Origin of the sequence: Streptomyces ortus (assembly GCF_026341275.1) — a bacterium.
GTDB classification, from domain to species: Bacteria; Actinomycetota; Actinomycetes; order Streptomycetales; family Streptomycetaceae; genus Streptomyces; species Streptomyces ortus.
This window is the reverse complement of record NZ_JAIFZO010000002.1, coordinates 5,277,522-5,291,226: the sequence shown is the minus strand read 5'-3', so window position 1 is coordinate 5,291,226 and position 13,705 is coordinate 5,277,522. Positions and strand designations below refer to the sequence as shown.

General features: G+C 66.9%; 16 protein-coding genes. 2 read left to right on the top strand and 14 right to left on the bottom strand.

The window, feature by feature from the left end; all coding sequences use genetic code 11:
• Window positions 1-63 precede the first annotated feature (63 nt).
• The 9 genes from K3769_RS26760 to K3769_RS26720 form a co-directional block, all read right to left on the bottom strand.
• Complete coding sequence (locus K3769_RS26760) at window positions 64-375, bottom strand: hypothetical protein (protein ID WP_267028837.1); 312 nt, start codon at window positions 373-375, stop codon at window positions 64-66.
• 164 nt (window positions 376-539) lie between these two features.
• Window positions 540-2,603, bottom strand: a complete 2,064-nt coding sequence (gene traB / locus K3769_RS26755) for a plasmid transfer protein TraB (protein ID WP_267028836.1) — start codon at window positions 2,601-2,603, stop codon at window positions 540-542.
• A gap of 14 nt (window positions 2,604-2,617) precedes the next feature.
• Complete coding sequence (gene traA, locus K3769_RS26750; RefSeq protein WP_267028835.1) at window positions 2,618-3,175, bottom strand: plasmid transfer protein TraA; 558 nt, start codon at window positions 3,173-3,175, stop codon at window positions 2,618-2,620.
• A 19-nt stretch (window positions 3,176-3,194) separates the two neighbouring features.
• On the bottom strand, window positions 3,195-3,698 hold the full coding sequence (locus K3769_RS26745) for a hypothetical protein (protein ID WP_267028834.1): 504 nt from the start codon (window positions 3,696-3,698) through the stop codon (window positions 3,195-3,197).
• 30 nt (window positions 3,699-3,728) lie between these two features.
• Window positions 3,729-4,112, bottom strand: a complete 384-nt coding sequence (locus K3769_RS26740; RefSeq protein WP_267028833.1) for an RRQRL motif-containing zinc-binding protein — start codon at window positions 4,110-4,112, stop codon at window positions 3,729-3,731.
• 17 nt (window positions 4,113-4,129) lie between these two features.
• Window positions 4,130-5,020: a DUF2637 domain-containing protein gene (locus K3769_RS26735; RefSeq protein ID WP_267028832.1), complete on the bottom strand. Its 891-nt coding sequence runs from the start codon at window positions 5,018-5,020 to the stop codon at window positions 4,130-4,132.
• Window positions 5,017-5,346: a hypothetical protein gene (locus tag K3769_RS26730; RefSeq protein ID WP_267028831.1), complete on the bottom strand. Its 330-nt coding sequence runs from the start codon at window positions 5,344-5,346 to the stop codon at window positions 5,017-5,019. The genes K3769_RS26735 and K3769_RS26730 overlap by 4 nt, the downstream gene beginning before the upstream one ends.
• The gene (locus K3769_RS26725) at window positions 5,343-5,510 is read right to left on the bottom strand and encodes a DUF8839 family protein (RefSeq protein ID WP_267028830.1); all 168 of its coding nucleotides are present in this window, start codon (window positions 5,508-5,510) and stop codon (window positions 5,343-5,345) included. The genes K3769_RS26730 and K3769_RS26725 overlap by 4 nt, the downstream gene beginning before the upstream one ends.
• Window positions 5,507-5,809, bottom strand: coding sequence for a hypothetical protein (locus K3769_RS26720; RefSeq protein ID WP_267028829.1), 303 nt, complete (start codon window positions 5,807-5,809; stop codon window positions 5,507-5,509). Before K3769_RS26720 ends, K3769_RS26725 begins: the two co-directional genes overlap by 4 nt.
• Before the next feature lie 636 nt (window positions 5,810-6,445).
• Between K3769_RS26720 and K3769_RS26715 the strand changes: the two genes are divergently transcribed.
• A complete protein-coding gene (locus K3769_RS26715) occupies window positions 6,446-7,213 on the top strand; it encodes a helix-turn-helix domain-containing protein (protein ID WP_267028828.1) in 768 nt (255 codons plus the stop codon).
• Window positions 7,213-7,686: an NUDIX domain-containing protein gene (locus tag K3769_RS26710; protein ID WP_267028827.1), complete on the top strand. Its 474-nt coding sequence runs from the start codon at window positions 7,213-7,215 to the stop codon at window positions 7,684-7,686. The genes K3769_RS26715 and K3769_RS26710 overlap by 1 nt, the downstream gene beginning before the upstream one ends.
• Here the strand turns inward: K3769_RS26710 and K3769_RS26705 are convergent.
• The 5 genes from K3769_RS26705 to K3769_RS26685 all read right to left on the bottom strand — a co-directional run bounded on the left by K3769_RS26705 (window position 7,683) and on the right by K3769_RS26685 (window position 13,674).
• Entirely contained in the window at window positions 7,683-8,243 is a 561-nt protein-coding gene (locus K3769_RS26705) for an HD domain-containing protein (protein ID WP_267028826.1), read from the bottom strand. The two genes, K3769_RS26710 and K3769_RS26705, sit on opposite strands and share 4 nt — an antisense overlap.
• Window positions 8,244-8,254: 11 nt before the next feature.
• Window positions 8,255-8,692, bottom strand: a complete 438-nt coding sequence (locus K3769_RS26700; protein WP_267028825.1) for a GntR family transcriptional regulator — start codon at window positions 8,690-8,692, stop codon at window positions 8,255-8,257.
• 88 nt (window positions 8,693-8,780) lie between these two features.
• A complete protein-coding gene (locus tag K3769_RS26695; protein WP_267028824.1) occupies window positions 8,781-10,862 on the bottom strand; it encodes an ATP-binding protein in 2,082 nt (693 codons plus the stop codon).
• 791 nt (window positions 10,863-11,653) lie between these two features.
• Window positions 11,654-12,898: an SUKH-4 family immunity protein gene (locus K3769_RS26690; RefSeq protein ID WP_267028823.1), complete on the bottom strand. Its 1,245-nt coding sequence runs from the start codon at window positions 12,896-12,898 to the stop codon at window positions 11,654-11,656.
• 239 nt (window positions 12,899-13,137) lie between these two features.
• Entirely contained in the window at window positions 13,138-13,674 is a 537-nt protein-coding gene (locus tag K3769_RS26685; RefSeq protein ID WP_267028822.1) for an AAA family ATPase, read from the bottom strand.
• Between the last annotated feature and the right edge of the window lie 31 nt (window positions 13,675-13,705).

Genomic DNA, 13,705 nt, shown 5'->3' with positions numbered 1-13,705 from the left:
GATGCTGGCTGACAAGGGCGGCCCCGCTTCTTTGGCGAGATGGAGGGGCCGCCCTTGGCGTAGCTAGAGGTGCTTGCCGCGTGCGAGCCGGAGGGTGATCCCTCCGAATCCGATGGGTCCGGCGGCGCCGGCGATGACGGTCACGGTGTGGGCGGCGGCGTCCAGCAGCGCGCACAGCGCGACGACCAGCCCCCACCCACCCAGGGCCGCGGCCCCGGCGATCGCGAGCGGAACCAGAATCCGGCGCCACGGGAGGCCGGTCGGGTCGGTGGTGTTCACGACGATGACGACCGGTTGCCCGGTGGCTTGTGCCCGGCGGTAGGTGTCGGCGGGGATGTGCGGGGCGATGATCCCCGGCGGGTCGTGATGGGTCATCGGAGCCTTCCTCGGGTAAGCCGCGCGCCCCGTGTGTGCGGTGCGGCGGATGGGTGTGCGGTGAGGGTGTGCGGGCCGGTGTGCGGCCCAATTCACACGCCGCGTCACGTGGGGATTCGGGGTGTGCGGGTGCGCCGGGGTGTGCGGGTGTGCGGCCCTCGGTGTCAGACGCCGGCGAGGGTGGGCACCAACCGGTACGTGCCTTCCTCGGCGGTCGGGGCGAGGCGCCCCTCCGTGGCGAGCCGCTTGAGTTCCTTGGAGACCCAGGAACGGTCACGGCCCAGCTTTTCCAGGTACGGCTTCACGTCCCGCACCGCGACGGTGCCGGGGCCGACTGAGGCGAGCATCGACACGAGTTCGTCCAGGAGTTCGCGCGCTTCCTCGGTGGACGGCTTGCCCTGCGGGATGCCGACGTTGACGCCGACCGGCGGGAGATCCGCACTCGCGTCCGCATCGGCGTCCTCGGGGTCAACCAGTGCGGCGACGTGCCGGGCCGACTCCTGAACCTCAGCGAACGACGCCGACTCCGAGGATGCCGACTTGGGTTCCGGGGCGGCGGCCGGAGTACCGGCCAGGGTCCGGCGGTTGGTGAACCGGTCCCCTGCGACGCGGGCCGCGGCTGCTCCGGTCACCGGGTCGATCTCGGCACGGATACCGGCGAACGTGTCCACGACCCAGCCGGCCATCCGCTCGTACTGGCCGGCGGGGCCGGTCCAGAAGGTGCGGGCCGGGTTGGCGTACAGGTCCTCATCCACGCCCGCGCTGACGAGGTAGACGTAGCCCTTGCGCTTGTTCGCCCACGCCGCCGGGTTGGCCCCGGCGGACAGCACCTCGTCCGGCAGCGCGAACGTGGCGTCGTCACCGCGGACGCCGAAGCACATGGCGGCCGGCAGGGAAGCGCGGGTGTCGGTCGACAGCTGATAGCCGGACGCGCGCTGCATGGAGATGACGAGGGAGACGCCGGCGGACCGGGCTTCCTGCGCGATGCCGGTGAACGTGTCGTCCCCCAGGTCCCGCAGGAGCTTGGCCGCTTCCTCCATCCACGCGACCAAATACGGCATCCCCGGGCAGCCGCACGCACCGGACGCGGCACACGAGTGGGCCGGGTCGCTCTGCCGTTCGGCAGCCGCGGGCTCCCAGGACCGGTATCCGTGGTCCCGCAGCCACGCCGTGCGGGCCGGAATCACGGCCTGGACAGCCGCGACCATGGCGCCGGCGGACGGGGTGTCGAGCGCGGCCCAGTCGACTGCCGGGAGGAGCGGCTGGAAGTCCTGTCCCGCCTTGGCCGCATCCGCGAGCCACACAACGACGTCCTTGCGGCTGAACAGTTCCAGCAGCACATCGAGGGCGCCCTCGGTCTTGCCGGAGCCGGTCATCCCCATGATGAGGATATGGATCGCGTCCAGGAGCGGAAGCACGAGATCCGAGCCGTCGTCATAGACGCCGACCCGCAGCGGCACAGCGACGCTCTGCCCGGGGGCGAACGGGCCGGGCCACACGGTCGGAGTCTTCAACTGGTCCTCCGGCACGATGACGAACGCGCCCTTGCGCGCGGACTCCGGGTCCTCCTGGTGACGGATGGCCGTGGTCGGCACGTCCAACGCGGACGCGATCCGCGGAATCGCCTTGGCCGCGTCCTCGTGGGTGAGCTCACCCGCCGGAAGCTCGTACGGCACGGTGACCCGGTTCGGCTCGACCTTGACGTCCTTGAGCCTGGTCCGGGCGAGCCCCACTTTCTCCAACAGGCTCTTGTCCGAGGACGACTCGCCGGAGGTCTCTCCGTCTGCCGTGCGCATGAGCTGACGGATGTTCCACGACAGGGCCACCGTGGCGCCACCCATCAGGTAGAGGTCCGGGAGCGGGCCGGTGAGCGGCCCCGCCAACGCGGCGGAGGTGAACCACGACGAACCCGCCGCAACGGTGATTGCGGAGTGCAGGCGACGTTGCGGGCCGGTCGCCTTCCCCGCCCACCAGGCAGCCGCGGTGAGGGCGACGGAGGCGAGGGTGAGGCCGACGCCGGCCGGTGCCGAGTCGGCCCACATCTGGCTTGCCCCGGCTCCGGCGACGCCGACCGCGCCGGTGACGATCCACGGCGGGGTGTAGGGCTTGGCCCGGTGTGCGAGCCAGGCTCCGAGCCCGGTGCCGGTACCGGAGTTGAGCCGGTCCTCATGCTGGCGGACGTCGACGGGGTAGGTGCGTCCGTCCTGGGCAGTCCACTTGCTTGCCATCACGCGACTGCCTTTCAGAACCGGAACGGGTTGACGGGCGGGGCCTGCTGGGGACGGGGCCGCATGATGTCGGCGTACTCGCGGGTGAACGCCCCGTACGCGCCCACCGCACCCTTGGCGGCGGCCGTGGCCCCGTCCGCGGCCCGCTTGAGCTTCCAACCGACCTTCTTCGCCCGCATCCGGGACTCGATCGGGTTGTCACCGGGCAGCCGCTGCGCCTGCGCGAGACGGGCTTCCAGGATTTTCGACGCCATGGCCAGCTCGATGCCAACCTGGATCATCAGGGCGCGGGCGTGATTGCAGTAGTTGCGTACGTCCTCGGTGTTGTTGAACTCCGGGTCACCCAGGACGAAGGCGGAGCCGCCGCCGCGGGGGCCGGGCACGCCTCCCTTGGCGCCCTTGCTGTTGTTGACCGTGATGTTGACCGGGGGGACGAACGAGCCGCCCATGGCGCCGATGAACCCGCCGGCGGCGGCCCCGGCGTTGGCGAACTTGTTGGACTTGTTGGCCGCGCCGTTCGCCCCGGACGCGGGGCGGCCGTTGGCCGTACGGGCACGCGAGTTGGATGCCATCAGGCGTCTCCTCAGCAGGTCAGTGGGTGCGACGGACGATGAGCCACACGGCCTGAGCCGCGATGCAGATGAGCAGCCAGACGGTTTCCAGCGGGCCCGTCAGGGGACCGAGCACGGTGGCCGTGGCCATCCAGCCGGCCGCGAGGAAGGCCAGCGAGGCGAGCCCGATCCGCCAGGCCAGCACGGTCCCGGTCTCGGGGCGGTTGCGCTGCACGATCGCCAGCCATCCGGCAGCCAGCACGGCGGCGGTGCCGACCAGGAAGCCGGACCATGAGGCGAGCATGTGAAGGAGCCCGGAGAGGGCGAAGACCAGCACGGCGAAGCCGGTGGGGGCGAGCTGGCGGCGGAAGTGCCACAGCACACTGCCGAGGGCCGATACAGCTTCGCGGGTGAAGGAGCGGCGTTCGGGCATCACGACGACGAACGGCTGAGCGTTGCGGCGCCCGCGCTGTCGCGGGATACGGACGGTGGTAGCCCCGGCGGGCACCTTCACGGCGCGGCGGGGTCGGGTACGGCTGGTCACAGCGAAACTCCCAGATGAGGTGAGGGATGTTCAGGCGGCGCGCTGTTCGTCGTCGGGGTACGCGCAGGGCACGCACACCCCGAGCGAGGTGGGGATGACGTAGCCCGCGTCTGTACGGCACTGCGGGCACGTGCGGCGCGCGATGTTGGCCTTGACCAGCGCGGCCCGCTTCGCCGGCGTCATGGGCCGGACGGGCTTGGCCTGGTCGAGGCGGTAGAGGTACGCGACCAGCGGGCCGCGCCGGTAGCGCGGACGCAGAACCTGCCCGGCGACCGGCTGACCACCGGGCCGCATGCCGCGGGCCCGCAACTGCCGTCGGGTGGCGTAGCCGTCCGGGGCGCAGCGCCACGGGAACGTCGGTATCCCGTGGCGGGCGCCGTTGGGGTCGAAGCACTTGGCGAACGAGTACGACATGAGCGCCGTCCTCCCGCTCAGCCGGTTAGCGCGGTCGGGAGGTCTGCCAGGTGCGGCTCACGGGTCTTGACCCGTCCGCGCGCGGTGCGGGCCGTCGACTCCGACGTTCCCAGCCCCGCCGCGGCCATCGCCTGCGTCATGCGGGCCGTGCTCGGCTGCACGAAGTCCGTGCCGTACAGGGCGCGCACCAACTGATCCACCCGGTTCGGGTAGACCACCGGGGCGCACAGGTCGACGGGCGTCGACACCGCGTCGACGGGGACCGGATCCGGAGTGACGGGCGTCGACGCGGCCTCCACAGCCACCGGCACGGCCACAGCCGCGGGCACCGGATCAAGCACCGGAAGCACGGGTGCAGCCGGTGCGGCCGGCTCGCGGTCGACGCGCACCGTGACGGGCGTCGAGGGTGCGTCGACGCCCGTCGGCGGCGGGTTGACGCCCGTCGAAGCACGGCGGGCAAGGTAGGCGTGCACCTGCCGCATGAGCGCACCGAACGCCAGCAGTGCGGCCACCGGAGGAACCGCGGCCACCACGTAGTTCAGGGCGTCGGCATCCTGCCCGACGCCAGCCACGTTCAGCGCGATGGAGGCCCCGTCACCTGCGGTGACCAGGCCGATTGCCCACCAGTCGACCCGGTGAGCGAGCGAGGCACGCAGGATCAGAAGCTCACCGATCACGATGAACAGATCCACCGTGGCCGGCCACGCCCAAGAACGCGCCACCGCCTCTTGCATGCCGTGCCGGGCGGCTACTTCCTGAAGGTGCTCGTAGGAGAGCCAGAACGCCACCGCCGTCAGGAGCACCGTGAGCACGGCCGCGAGCGCGGTGATCGCGTGGTCCACCGCGGCGGGCGTCGACGCGGTTTCGACGGGCGTCGACCGGGCGTTGACGCGGGCCGCGGCACTCATGCCGCACCCCCGACCGACACCGGCGCGACGACGTCCGCGTAACCCATCAGGTGCACCATGGCGCCCGCGTGGTCGACGCCCGCGCTCAGGACTCCCGTCCGTCCGTCGTTCTGCACGTGGTAGGTCACCGCGTCCGGGGCGACCCCCAGGGCCTCCCGCCACATCTCGAAGCCGGAGAGGTCGTCGTAGAACGACAACTCCAGCCGCTCCGGGTAGATCGTAGTCACGTGCACGGTCGGAGCCGGCAGGTGCCCGAAGTCCACCGTCAGCAGACGCAGCGCCCGCAGGGGCACGGCCACCTCGTCGAGCGTCAGGGTCCCGCTCATACGGCAGCCCCCTCGGAGACGATCAGGAAGCTGTCCGTGTCCAGGTCCATGACGACCGTGGCGCTCTCGCCCTGCTCCCGCAGCGCCGCGGCCCGCTCCTCAGCCGGCCAGGAACCGCGCGGGTGACCGGCGGGGAAGCTGTCGAGGATCTCGCGCTCCCTCATGCGGCCACCGCCGTACGCGCCACAGAGTTGCGCGCCGTCCGGCGCGTCCGCGGCCGACGGGCCGCGGCCCGCGCGTCCCTCAGCGGGCTCGTACGCAGCAAGGTCTCCGCGTACGCCGCGGCCTGCGGGTCCGACTCCCGCAGCTCCGCGAGCACCTCGCGCGCCACGTCCAGCCGCACCACCCGATCACCCTCGGACTCCATGGCCGGGTCGGTGAACAGCTCCGGGTCGATACCGAATGCCAGTTCCGCGAACTCCGTCGCGGTAACGGCTTCATGACCAGCAACGATGCACTTCATGGGTCGTCTCTCCTCAATCGACGGAACGGCCCGAAAAAGCGGCCCCGGTGCTCGAACACCGGGGCCGCGCGCCGTTGTGGAACCAGGAAATTCCGGCTCCCCGCGCTCCCGTCCGTACGTCCTCACGCGGTGCGCGGGACGGACGGACGGGAGAGGCAGCCGGCCGCGGCACGAGGTGTCGCGAGCCAAAGACGGACCGGAGATCTGCTCTGTAGGCGCCGCCGGTCGGTCCATCACGGCGACGCCCAAAGCATTCGTTGACGCACAAGAACTCCCGAAGATCGAAGGAACAAGAACCAGCACTGCAAGGGGGACTCAGTCCCCACTCTCCGGCCGTTGCTCGCGGTCGCCGGGCCACCTCGCCAGTACGGGCCGAAACCCTGTTCCACCTGGCCTTTAGCGGGATTGCAGCGTCCCCGCCCTGAGAGGTACATGTAGTACGTGTTCCTCATCATGCAGAGAGAGATTCACCCCGTCAAGCCCTTCAGCTTTTTGAAGTTCGGCGAGCCCCTCGCTGCGATGCACCTACAGCCTGACGCCAGCACCGGCGACGCTCGACTTCGCACCTGTACGACCTGGGTCGTTCTTGGATAGCGTGAAGTCGTACCAAGTCGTCCCGGCTAGAGGGAGGTTGGCATGGCGAACGAGCGACTACGCGGCGCGATAGTGGACTTGGGTCTGACGCTCGATGAGGTTGCCGAGCGGCTCGGGGTCGCACCCAAGACGGTTGAGCGATGGATCAACGACCCCGAGCGCAAGCCGTACCGTCGCTTCCAGTACGCCACCGCCTCACTGCTGAAGTGCGAAGTGTCGTACCTATGGCCCGATGAACGCACCTCGGCTGAGGTCACGGCCTCTGGAAACGCGGAATTAGTCAGGCTCTATCCACACCGGTCCGTCGTGATGCAAACACTATGGACAAACCTCTACTCCAAATCGACGCGGCAATTCGATGTGCTGGTGTACTCCGGCTTCTGGCTCACAGAAGACGCGACGTTCCACCGCATCGTGAAAGAAAAGTCCGCCGACGGGGTCCCGATTCGCTTCATGCTGGGAGAGCCGACGTCGTCCGCTGTAGCAGTGCGCGGGGAAGACGAGGGAATCGGTGCGACGATGGGAGGGAAGATCCGGAACGCACTCATCAACTACGGTCCGCTCTTCCGTCTCCCCGGGGTGGAATTTCGCCTACATGGAACCACCCTCTACAACTCGATCTATCGAGCCGATGACGAGATGCTGGCGAACGGCCATCTTTACGGCGTCGGCGCCTACATGGCCCCTGTACTGCACCTGCGACGCGTCCCCGGCGGAGAACTCTTCGACTCCTACGCTGAGAGTGTTGAGAGGGTCTGGGAGTCCGCCCGACCGATCTCCTCGCCGGCCGAATGGGAAGGCACGCACTGATGAGCCGCATCGACTACTTCCGCGACCCGAACGCTCCGCAAGCCAACTCAGTAGTGCCCTCAGTCACCGCAGTTGTCCAGGACAACTCAGGGCAGCTTCTCCTCATCCATAAGACCGACAACGACCTATGGGCCCTTCCTGGCGGCGGTCACGACATTGGTGAACGCATCGGTGAAACAGTCGTCCGGGAAGTCCTGGAAGAGACAGGAATTCAGGTTGCGGTCGACAACATCGTCGGGCTCTACACTGACCCTGCTCACGTGTTGGCGTACGACGACGGGGAAGTCCGGCAACAGTTCTCCATCTGCTTCCGGGCTCACCCCACGGGCGGTTCCCTGCGCACAAGCAGTGAATCGAAAGAGGTCCGCTGGGTAAACCCAGCGGACCTAGACGGACTGGATATCCACCCGTCGATGATGCTGCGTATTCGGCACGGCTTGGATGAATCGCGACGGGAACCCTACATCGGCTAATCGTCGGCAGAGACCAGCACCAACCGGCTCTCAACACGCTCCGACGCTGCGTAGATCTCGGGAGACGCGCGCTGAATGAACCGCCCGACGATCGTGTCGGGACCGTACCGCTTCAGGATCTCGTCCAGCCGGGCGGTCGGCGTGGTCGCTGTTCCGTCAGGCGTTGTCGTCATGTCGCAGTACAGCAGAGCGTCGACCAGGTCCGGACGCTCTAGCTCGAACTCCCCCTCAAGCTCCCGCCTCAGTCCGCGTTCCTCGGCTTCCAGCAGCGCGCAAGAGTGGTGAGCCACGAGACGAACGACACGCTCGTCCGCTCCTTCCTGGCCCCGGAGGAATCGCGCGCCGTCCAGCGGGTGAAAGCCCGTGGTTGCGATGGCCGGCGAGTACCCGACGTCATGCAGCACGGCCGCGGCTTCCAGCAGCTCCGCATCGGCACCCAGGATCGGGCTCAACGAGCGAGCACGCTTGGCGACCCCGAGAGAGTGCGCCCACCGGCGCGGCAACGGTTCGGACAGCATCGCTTCGGAGAGCGAGTAAGCCCACTCAGTCAGTCCCATGACGGCCAAGACTACGGCCGCACGGTAGGAGCCGGGAGGGTGCGCACGGTCCGCCCCTTGCCGTGCACGGTGGCGAGCAAGCCGTTTCCCTCCATCTGAGCAAGAACACGGCGCACTGCGGTCCGGGACGCTCCGAACCGCTCACACAGCTTCGCCTCGGAGGGGTATGCGGCTCCCACCGACAGCGAATCCTCAGCGATCACGTCAGTCATACGTTCCGAGAGGGATCTCCGGTCGCCACTCCGGGCGGGTCGCCATCCGATCCCCGGTGCAGACTCGACAACACCGTCAGCTTCGAGGGACTTGAGCGCGCGGCGGATCGTATTGCGGGACACGTTATGTGAGCGCATGAGAGCCGCCTCCGACGGCAAAGACTCGCCCTCATCGATCTCGCTCCGCAGCGCCTCCGCAATGACAAGGTAGGTCCCGCGCGGACTGGCCTCTGACACTTCGGCTCCTTTCGCGTCGCTCCATCTCTTGGCACCAATGATCCCACGGCCGGGACGCATCCGGGCATGCCTGCCCTACCCGGTCCATCTACTGATTGTCGGCGGTTTGCACCCCTTCAGCCGAAATTGGCGCCGTGTCCGCAGGTGACGCTTCCTCGCCGTTGGGTGACTCTCCGTTTGGTGTGACGCCATCAGGGAAATCGACATCGTCGATTGCCTCACGCGACGCCATAACGAGCGCTTCCGGAGCGTATTGCGCATGGACGTGCCTCAGATACTCCATAGCCTGTTCGACCGAAGGGTCATGATCAAAATGCTCTCGAAAGTACTGAAGACGACCCTTACTCTCTTCGATCAAGTCAGACCAGGTTTTCACCCAAACTCGAATTGAAGCCTCACCTTCCGATAAATCCCAGGCGCACCCACGAGGCTTCTCTTTCTGTCTGGTCTCAGCACGGACCATCTTATTCATTTCCGAGGTGACTAGCCAAAAGTCCCATTCTACGCGAACATCGGCGAATTGAGGGTCTTCGCTAACCGCTAGAGCATAGCTCTTGATCTGCTCCAGCTCCTTACCGGTCACTTTAACTCTGGGAGCCTTGAGCTCTACGACCAGATGCTGCCTCCGGTCATGCTCCTTGCGTGACCTTGAAAGCATTAGATCAACAATTCCAACAGAACCATCCTCCCTACGCACGGGCGCTGGCGTCTGCTCGTCCCTTCCCAGGATCTCCAGGTGTCGATTGAGTACCTGGTCAAGCGATCTGTCACTCACAAGGAGCTGGTAATGCTCTCCAAAGATCCAGGTTTCATTTTCCAGGATCTTGTGCAGCTCAGTACGCTCCTTAACGAGCTTTTTCGCTTCAGCATCAAAGACCATATGCGATAGCGCCGCAAGGAAGTCTAGACGGTCAGCCACGCTGCTCGATGCTTTGATAATGCTTGAGAGGCTAGTTCGGTTGAGGAGCCTGTCCAGCTCTGACTTGTCATCCGAACTCAGCCGAAACACTTCATCCAGAATTTTATTTACATGACTGGGTTGATGCTTTACGGATTCTCGCAGCAGAGCCAGGGTCGCCCTTTGATGCTTGGCCGGCTTAGGCATATGACGCTGCACAGTCGTAGCGACAATATCAAAAGTCTCGCGCTCAACTTTCTCGGCCTCCGTTTGCGGCTCCTCATGATAGGGGTACAAACCATCATCTTTCCACCTGTCAACAATCTCGTGACGGCGCTCCACTGCGCGAGACTTAAAGTGGTCCCGCAACTGCTGCCGAGTGGCGGAAAGAAGTAGCGCGACCGGCCCGTCCGAAGCCTCTCCCAATAGAAACTCATTGGGGTGGTCAGGCATCCCTCGCCACAGCACGTAGGCCGTGAAATCAAATCCCGGTGCCTGTATCCGCACCTCGGTGATGTCAACCGTTACACCCTCTGCGTCACACAGGTGCAACTCGCGATCGACGCGCATGTCCCACTCGATGACGCGCAGAACTGCGGTTTCATTCTGCCCGTCGTGAGTAAATTCGAGACCGTACGAGGTCTCCTTTTGGATGGCCCCTTGCGGGTCAATCCTCTCGCCGTCAAACTCAATCACCACCTCCGGGTACATGGCTAGGTACGGGGCAAATTCGGTAGTGATCTGAGTGCGAGCCCTATCCACCAAAAGTTTATTCAGGACTGAAGACTGACGCCCCCACGCCTCGACGACGGTTCCGGTATCTTCGCCAGTCGACTGCGGGTCCCCGATCTGGAAATCATTCCTAGAGGCATTATGGGCGGAAATAATCGACTTCTGGCGTCCGTCAATACCGTCAGCAATAGTTGTCCACCGAATGAACGCCCCCAAAGCGAAAGCACGCAGGCGCCCATGCCCAGCCTGACCGTGCAACGGCCTTCCAAGCTTCTGAGAAACACGGGCACCCTTTTTCCAGGAACCGCCAATACGATCAAATGTGGCCTCGCAGGTTTCGGGCGTGATCCCTGTTCCATCGTCAGTGACGATGACCTTTTCTACGCCTTCCGTAAGGGACCGCTCGATCGAAACCCGCACGCTTCGAGCGTCGGCGTCCAAGGCGTTCCAGATGAGTTCTTTAACAGCCCCAACCGGATCGTGCTCCTTCGCCAGTCGCTCGACGTGATCTTCGGCCGCTTCTAGATGCACTCGTCGCATGACGTCATCCTGTCAACTACTCGTAACACGTGGTAGTAGGCGTGAGGCCAATCCCACTCCTCCCGTCCGAGGATCATCCGAACCACGGAGACCTGCATCCGGACTGCTCAGGAGAGGAATCCTGAACCTCACCATCGACAGACCAGGAAGTCTCTAACGTGAGCGCATGACGAACACTGAAGGTCCGGCGGGACCTCAACCATCGGGCCGTTGCTGGTGCGGTTGCGGCCAGAGCACGAGCCGCACGGCCTACTTCCGCCCTGGGCACGACAAGATCGCGGAGTCCGCTCTCCTGCGCACTAGGTACGGCAACTCCGTGGTTCGTCTTCTCGCACATCACGGGTTTGGGCCGGACGTCTCCGTAGTCGAGGCCGCTGAGCACAGCGGATGGGAAGAGTGCCCCACCTGCATGTACTCCGGTCGCCCTTTGAGCGTCGCACGGCATCGGGAGAAGGCGGAGCACTAGACCGCTCGCCACGTACAGGCAGGCACTGGGCTAGTCGGTGTCCCGTCTCAGTTTCCGTCTCGTTCATCGCCGTACGCAGCCGTCCGGGGCCGTTCACTCCGCCCGGCGGATTTGGCATCCGTACGGGTATGAACGCCGCCGAACGAGCCTGGATCAGTCCTTGACGAGCCCGGACAAACCTGCAAAGCGAGGCACGTGGGTTCAATTCCCGCCACGGCCTCTTGTTCGGTTTCGGGGTCGGCTGCCTTCGGGGGGTCGGCCCCGGGGCGTGAGAGGGCGGCTCAAGGGCGTCCGGGGGGGGCGGGTCAGAGCGTTCGGGGGTGGGTCAGAGGACTCCTCCCGCCTCGTCCTGGAACATCTCCGTCCAGTAGTGCCACTCGGAGCCCGGGGCGGTGCCCGTGGGGTCGACCGTCGCGAGGGTCTGCGTCATCGTCGTGGCGAGCTGGTCGTAGGCCTCCTCCGTCAGTTCGTGGGCGAGGGACTCGTCGATCGTGCGCTCGCGGTGCAGGAGCCACAGGGTGAAGGCCAGGGTCGAGACGTCCGTGTTCAGCGCGTACAGCGTGGTGTCGGGCTCGCTCCAGTCGAGGATCGCGCCTGTCTCGCCGTCGACGATCAGGCTGTTGTCCTCGATCAGGTGGCCCAGCCGGATCAAATGGGCCGCGTTCGACGGGAGCTGGTCGGAGGTGAGGACGTCCGGGCGCTCGTCCTCGTAGTACTCGGCGAGCGTCGGCAGCGGTACGTCCGTGTCCAGCTGGAACAGGAAGCCGTCCTCGGGCAGGCCCGTCTCGCGCAGGAAGTGCCGCGTCGGCTCGTGGGCGAGGACGGCGGGGAAGTCGACGTCCTCGAAGCGCACCACCCGGCTGTGCCCGAACTCCTGGTCCAGCAGGCGGGCGGGGAGGTCGAGGGTCAGCGCGGAGTCGGCCGGCGGGCCCGCGACGAGGGCCATCGGGCGGATCAGCGCGGCCATCTTCCAGAACGGCGGGACCTCGCCGTCGACGCCCTCCTCGAACAGCGCCAGCAACTGCCGCGACATCGCCGTAACCGCCTTGGGGCCGTACCGGCCTTCGTAGAACGCGAACTGGCCGCTTCTCGCGGACATCTCCTCCGTCGCCGTCACGAAGTCCGTGAGCGTCTGGAGCGAGGGCGCGAGCGGGACGCGGTCCATCAGGCCGGGGCGGTCGTGCAGGAAGAACGTGGTGGACACCTCGCCCGTCGCCCCGTCGAGCAGGACCGACTCCGTCTCCAGGCCGGCGGGGTCCCGCAGCGCGCCGATCACCAACTGGCCGCGCAGTTCGGGCGGGAGAGCGGCCGGGTCTCCCGTCGAGTCCGCCACCGTCCGCAGTCCGTCCTCGCGCAGGGCCTCGAAGGTCAACAGGCCGCTCTCGACCGGCAGTCCGGGGCCCGTCAGCCAACGTCGCGTCGGAGCGTGCGTGACGTACGGGTCCAGCGCGTCCTCGTGCAGAGTGATCGTCTCGGTGCTCGTGCTCGTGCTCGTGCTCGTGCTCGTGCTCGGGCATGTGCTGGTGCTGGTGCTGCTACTGGTGCCGATGCCGGTGTCCGTCGTACTCATCGTTCCCCCGCGGATCGTTGTTCGCAGTCCCCCGGCAGAACCGGGCCGGGCGGCACACAGCCCTGCGCTCCGGCATGCCGCCACGCACGCCAAGGCATCCGGATGCGCCTCGAAACATCCGGAGAACGGCCCGCCGCCCAGCGGTCCTCCCCCACTGACCGGAACACTACCCGGCACCACTGACAACGCCCCGAAACCGCCCTGACCAGTGGCTTCTCACTGATGTCCCGCTGGCCGGCTCAGCGGACGCGGGCCCGTTCCCGGCCCGCCACGATCGCGTCCACCGTCTGCCCCACGGTCTGCTCGGAGGTGTCCAGCCACAGCCCGAGCCGCGGGGTGTCCGCGCGCAGACCGCGGTCGAGGTCCTCGACGGTCCACGCGCCGTATCCCGTCTTGGCCCGCCCCGCCTCCCGCCGCGCCACCGCGTCGGGACCCGGGGCGAGTACGACGACGTACAGGGGCGCCGTCCGTACGAGGTCGACGTAGGCCGTCAGATGCGCGCCCAGGACCACGTCCTGGACGACCGCCGTGAAGCCCGCCCGCGCGTACGTGTCCGCCGTCGCCGCCGACAGGCGGTACCGCAGCCCGAGTTGGGCCTCGGCCTCGCTCAGCGTGCCCGCTCCGGGCTCGTACTCCGCGCGGCCGGTGACGAGCATCCGCCGGAACACGTCACCCCGGACGTGGGCGGCCCGCGGCAGTCTCTCGGCCAGCGCCTGCGCGACCGTGGACTTCCCGGCGGCCATGATGCCGGTGATCAGGACCACGCCGTCCAGCATCCGAACCCGTTCCTAGCTGAGGAAAGCCCCG

Excerpts from the sequence above, each read along its gene's own strand:
- K3769_RS26725 (WP_267028830.1), bottom strand. The coding sequence starts at position 5,510 with ATGAGGGAGCGCGAGATCCTCGACAGCTTCCCCGCCGGTCACCCGCGC.
- K3769_RS26685 (WP_267028822.1), bottom strand. The coding sequence starts at position 13,674 with ATGCTGGACGGCGTGGTCCTGATCACCGGCATCATGGCCGCCGGGAAG.
- K3769_RS26740 (WP_267028833.1), bottom strand. The coding sequence starts at position 4,112 with ATGTCGTACTCGTTCGCCAAGTGCTTCGACCCCAACGGCGCCCGCCAC.
- traB (WP_267028836.1), bottom strand. The coding sequence starts at position 2,603 with ATGGCAAGCAAGTGGACTGCCCAGGACGGACGCACCTACCCCGTCGAC.
- K3769_RS26715 (WP_267028828.1), top strand. The coding sequence starts at position 6,446 with ATGGCGAACGAGCGACTACGCGGCGCGATAGTGGACTTGGGTCTGACG.
- K3769_RS26710 (WP_267028827.1), top strand. The coding sequence starts at position 7,213 with ATGAGCCGCATCGACTACTTCCGCGACCCGAACGCTCCGCAAGCCAAC.
- K3769_RS26695 (WP_267028824.1), bottom strand. The coding sequence starts at position 10,862 with ATGCGACGAGTGCATCTAGAAGCGGCCGAAGATCACGTCGAGCGACTG.
- K3769_RS26720 (WP_267028829.1), bottom strand. The coding sequence starts at position 5,809 with ATGAAGTGCATCGTTGCTGGTCATGAAGCCGTTACCGCGACGGAGTTC.
- K3769_RS26690 (WP_267028823.1), bottom strand. The coding sequence starts at position 12,898 with ATGAGTACGACGGACACCGGCATCGGCACCAGTAGCAGCACCAGCACC.
- K3769_RS26730 (WP_267028831.1), bottom strand. The coding sequence starts at position 5,346 with ATGAGCGGGACCCTGACGCTCGACGAGGTGGCCGTGCCCCTGCGGGCG.
- traA (WP_267028835.1), bottom strand. The coding sequence starts at position 3,175 with ATGGCATCCAACTCGCGTGCCCGTACGGCCAACGGCCGCCCCGCGTCC.
- K3769_RS26760 (WP_267028837.1), bottom strand. The coding sequence starts at position 375 with ATGACCCATCACGACCCGCCGGGGATCATCGCCCCGCACATCCCCGCC.
- K3769_RS26735 (WP_267028832.1), bottom strand. The coding sequence starts at position 5,020 with ATGAGTGCCGCGGCCCGCGTCAACGCCCGGTCGACGCCCGTCGAAACC.
- K3769_RS26705 (WP_267028826.1), bottom strand. The coding sequence starts at position 8,243 with ATGGGACTGACTGAGTGGGCTTACTCGCTCTCCGAAGCGATGCTGTCC.